General features: G+C 59.9%; 4 protein-coding genes, 1 tRNA gene and 1 pseudogene. 4 read left to right on the forward strand and 2 right to left on the reverse strand.

Annotated elements, in window-relative coordinates; genetic code table 11:
* Nucleotides 1-143: 143 nt before the first annotated feature.
* Both RDN59_RS11675 and RDN59_RS11680 read left to right on the forward strand, forming a co-directional pair.
* A tRNA-Gly gene (locus RDN59_RS11675) sits at nucleotides 144-218 on the forward strand.
* Between the two features lie 237 nt (nucleotides 219-455).
* On the forward strand, nucleotides 456-1,283 hold the full coding sequence (locus tag RDN59_RS11680) for an aldo/keto reductase (protein WP_308607980.1): 828 nt from the start codon (nucleotides 456-458) through the stop codon (nucleotides 1,281-1,283).
* Here RDN59_RS11680 and RDN59_RS11685 read toward each other — a convergent pair.
* Entirely contained in the window at nucleotides 1,280-1,753 is a 474-nt protein-coding gene (locus tag RDN59_RS11685) for a ribose-5-phosphate isomerase (protein WP_010191143.1), read from the reverse strand. The two genes, RDN59_RS11680 and RDN59_RS11685, sit on opposite strands and share 4 nt — an antisense overlap.
* A gap of 101 nt (nucleotides 1,754-1,854) precedes the next feature.
* Here RDN59_RS11685 and RDN59_RS11690 point away from each other — a divergent pair, with 101 nt between their 5' ends.
* Complete coding sequence (locus RDN59_RS11690; protein ID WP_308607981.1) at nucleotides 1,855-2,232, forward strand: MFS transporter; 378 nt, start codon at nucleotides 1,855-1,857, stop codon at nucleotides 2,230-2,232.
* Here RDN59_RS11690 and RDN59_RS11695 read toward each other — a convergent pair.
* Nucleotides 2,229-2,843 carry a DsbA family protein gene (locus RDN59_RS11695; RefSeq protein ID WP_308607982.1) on the reverse strand — a complete coding sequence of 205 codons (615 nt, stop codon included), beginning with the start codon at nucleotides 2,841-2,843 and terminating at the stop codon, nucleotides 2,229-2,231. The two genes, RDN59_RS11690 and RDN59_RS11695, sit on opposite strands and share 4 nt — an antisense overlap.
* 101 nt (nucleotides 2,844-2,944) lie before the next feature.
* Here RDN59_RS11695 and RDN59_RS11700 point away from each other — a divergent pair.
* Nucleotides 2,945-3,438: pseudogene (locus RDN59_RS11700) on the forward strand (aminopeptidase N); the annotation flags it as partial.

A 3,438-nucleotide genomic window follows, 5' to 3' on the forward strand; every position in this document is an offset into this window, starting at 1 on the left:
AAACTAACGCCCTTGGCCCCTTTCTAGTTCCCATTTTCTTTTCAGCGCCCGTGTGCGCTAAAGTAGTGCGCACGCCGATTCATTGGCTTTCAAGCACAAGGCTTTCACAGTCGGAGCTTTGAAAGTTGAAGATCGTCGGTTGTGGGAATGTCGTATAGTGGCTAATACCTCAGCCTTCCAAGCTGAAGACGCGGGTTCGATTCCCGTCATTCCCTCCAAGCTGAACAGCCCCACTACCTGCACAAACAGGGAGTGGGGCTAACTTTGTACTGGCCTGTACTGGCAGCCGTGGTAGCTGACATGGTAGCTAGCCACCTAATTTAGGCAGTTGGTGTGGCTTTAATCGTTTTCTGATTCATTGGCACAACGCCGCGCTCGGGGCTCCGCTGGGATTGTCTAGGCCTTCACTTTTCCTTTTCTGCACGGATGACTATGCCCTACGTAGAGTGGGCCGCATGACAGTACCTAATATCAAATTGCACGATGGAAACTCCATCCCTCAGCTCGGCTTCGGCGTCTTCAAGGTTGACCCCGACAAGACCGAAGAGCTGGTCCTCGAAGCCCTCAAGGTGGGCTACCGCCACATCGATACCGCCGCTATCTACGGCAACGAGGAAGGCGTGGGCCGCGCGATTGCTAAGTCTGGCATCCCACGCGAGGAACTGTTCATCACCACGAAGCTGTGGAATGACCGCCAGACCGACGCCACTGCAGCTCTCGACGAGTCCCTAGAGAAGCTGGGCCTTGACTACGTGGACCTCTACCTCATCCACTGGCCCTGCCCGGAAAACGATACTTATGTCGAGGCGTGGAAACAGCTCATCGAGCTGAAGAAGGCCGGCAAGGCCAAGTCCATCGGCGTCTCCAACTTCGAGCTGGAGCACCTGGACCAGCTGGAAACTAAGACTGATGAAACCCCCGTGGTCAACCAGGTGGAGCTGCACCCCTACCTGCAGCGCTGGCGCGAGCTCGATGCCTTCCGCGCCCACAAGGTACAGATTGAGGCGTGGGGTCCACTAGGCCAGGGTAAGACGGATCTCTTTGAGCAGCCGGAAATCACCGAGCCCGCCGAGAAATATGGCGTTTCCCCCGCTCAGGTGATCATCCGCTGGCACCTGCAAAATGGCGTCATCGTGTTCCCGAAGTCCGAAAACCCGGAGCGCATCGCGCAGAACTTCGATGTCTTCGGTTTCGAGCTGGATGATTCCGAGATGGCTGCGATTACTGACCTTGACCTCGGGGAAGAGGGCCGCGGCGGCACTCACCCCAAGGATATGAACTAAGCCTCCGGAAGCTCCGGCGGAATGTTGGTGCGCTCGTACTCGGCAAGAATGTCGATGCGGCGCTGGTGGCGCTCAGCACGGGACCATTCCTGATCCAGGAAGGCATCCACGATGGCGAGCGCCTCCTCCTCAGAGTGCATGCGGCCGCCGATGCCGATGAGCTGGGCGTTGTTGTGCTCGCGGGCGAGGCGTGCAGTCTCCGGGGACCACGCCAAGGCGCAGCGCGCGCCCTTCACCTTGTTCGCAGCGATCTGCTCGCCGTTGCCGGAGCCGCCCAGCACGATGCCGAGCGAGCCTGGGTCATTAACGGTCCGCAGCGCGGCCTCAATGCAAAATGCCGGGTAGTCATCCTCGGCGTCGTACTCATGGGCACCGCAGTCAATGACGTCGTGGCCCTGTTTCTTCAGGTGTTCGGCAATGACGTTCTTCGTCTCGAACCCTGCGTGGTCTGCTCCTAAATAAACGCGCATGGCCCACATCTTAGCGGGCAGCACGACTCCCCGCTGAGCCCTGCCATTAATAGCGTGCGCTTGCTACGCTTGGGGCCGCTCACGCACAAGAGGAGGTTGTCATGCCCATGACCAGACGCGTCGCCGCCCTATACCTCATGGCTTTTCTCATCGGCGCCGGTTTATTCGCCGCAGGTTTCTTCACGGAACGCGGCTTCCTCCGGCCCCTGGTCATGGCGATCGTGATGACCGCGGCTCACCTCGGGGTGGGCGCGTGGTGGATAGCCCAGAAGCCACACCGTGCAGCTGGGATCACCGCCGGTGTACTTGCTCTCCTCGCAGGCGCTTCATGGGCTACGTGGGTAGCCGCCGAGTGGGAGGAATACCAGGCGCAGAGCTACCTGCCCATCATTAACATCGCGGGACTTCCTGCTCTCCTGCTCACCCCCATCGTCCTGGTCTGCGTCATCGCGGCGGCAATGCGCAACCGCACGCGTTAAACCTGCGGGGCTTCGGTGCGGGAGCGCTTGAGCTCGAAGAAGTAGGGGAACTGGGCGAGGCGCACGGAGGCGTCGAAAAGCTCGCCTGCTTCCTCGCCGGTAGGAACGCGGGTAATGACCGGGCCGAAGAAGGCGGTATCGCCGAACTTCACCACCGGGGTGCCGACTTCATCGCCGACCTCGGAGATACCCCGGTTGTGGAACTCGGTCAGCTTCTCATCCATCTCTTCGGTGTTGGCCACGGAGGCGAAGGTGGAGGGGAGGGAGGCGTCGTCAAGCGCCTGCCTAATGATGTCATCGTAGGCGCCGTACCCCTTCTTGCCGCCCTGGCCCTCGGTGTGGATGCGGGTGCCCATCGCGGTGTAGAAGGCATCGACCTTCTCCGGGGCCTCCACAGCAATCTTGGCCGCCACGCGGGCAGGGCCCCAGTTGGCCTCCATCATCTTCATGTACTCCGGGTCCAGGTCGCGGCCCTTGTTGAGCACGGACAGGGACATCGGCTCGAAGGTCACCTCGATATCGCGGACCTTCTCTACTTCCTTAATCCAGCGCGAGGTCAACCACGCGAAGGGGCATGAGCAGTCGAACCAGAACGTCACTTGTTGAGCCACGGTAAATCTCCTTTGTTTGTGTGGGCTTTGGCACCCCACCCTAGGCGTGTGACTACGCTGGTGCAGAGACTTAAGGTACCGAGAAAGAGGAGAGACAGCACATGACCTCGATTAACCTCACCCGCGAAGAAGCCCAGCAGCGCTCCGACATGGTGGAAGTAAGCCACTACGACGTCGCACTCGACCTCACCGGGGAGGAGTTTTTCACCTCCACCACGGTGGTGAAGTTCCGCGTTAAGAAGGCCGGTTCGACGTTCATTGACTTGCGCGGTGACGAGCTTCTCGAGGTCCGCCTCAACGGTGCTCCCCTACCCACCAGTGCTTATGACCCGACCTACGGCATCCCGCTGTCGGGTTTGCAGGTGGCGGAGTATGAGCTGAAGGTCGTGGCGAAAATCCGTTACTCCCGCACCGGCGAAGGTCTGCACCGCTTCGTGGACCCGGTGGATGGTGAAGCCTACCTCTACACCCAGTTCGAAACTGCCGACGCCAAGCGTGTCTTTGCGTGCTTTGACCAGCCGGATTTGAAGGCTACGTACTCGCTGGCTTTTGAGGTCCCGGAGCACTGGACAGTGATTACCAACTCCCCCATCAC

The organism is uncultured Corynebacterium sp. (assembly GCF_902489365.1).
Lineage (GTDB): Bacteria > Actinomycetota > Actinomycetes > Mycobacteriales > Mycobacteriaceae > Corynebacterium.

What these genes read in the sequence shown, in the direction of transcription:
- RDN59_RS11685 (WP_010191143.1), bottom strand. Translation starts at nt 1,753, where the DNA reads ATGCGCGTTTATTTAGGAGCAGACCACGCAGGGTTCGAGACGAAGAAC.
- RDN59_RS11680 (WP_308607980.1), top strand. Translation starts at nt 456, where the DNA reads ATGACAGTACCTAATATCAAATTGCACGATGGAAACTCCATCCCTCAG.
- RDN59_RS11690 (WP_308607981.1), top strand. Translation starts at nt 1,855, where the DNA reads ATGCCCATGACCAGACGCGTCGCCGCCCTATACCTCATGGCTTTTCTC.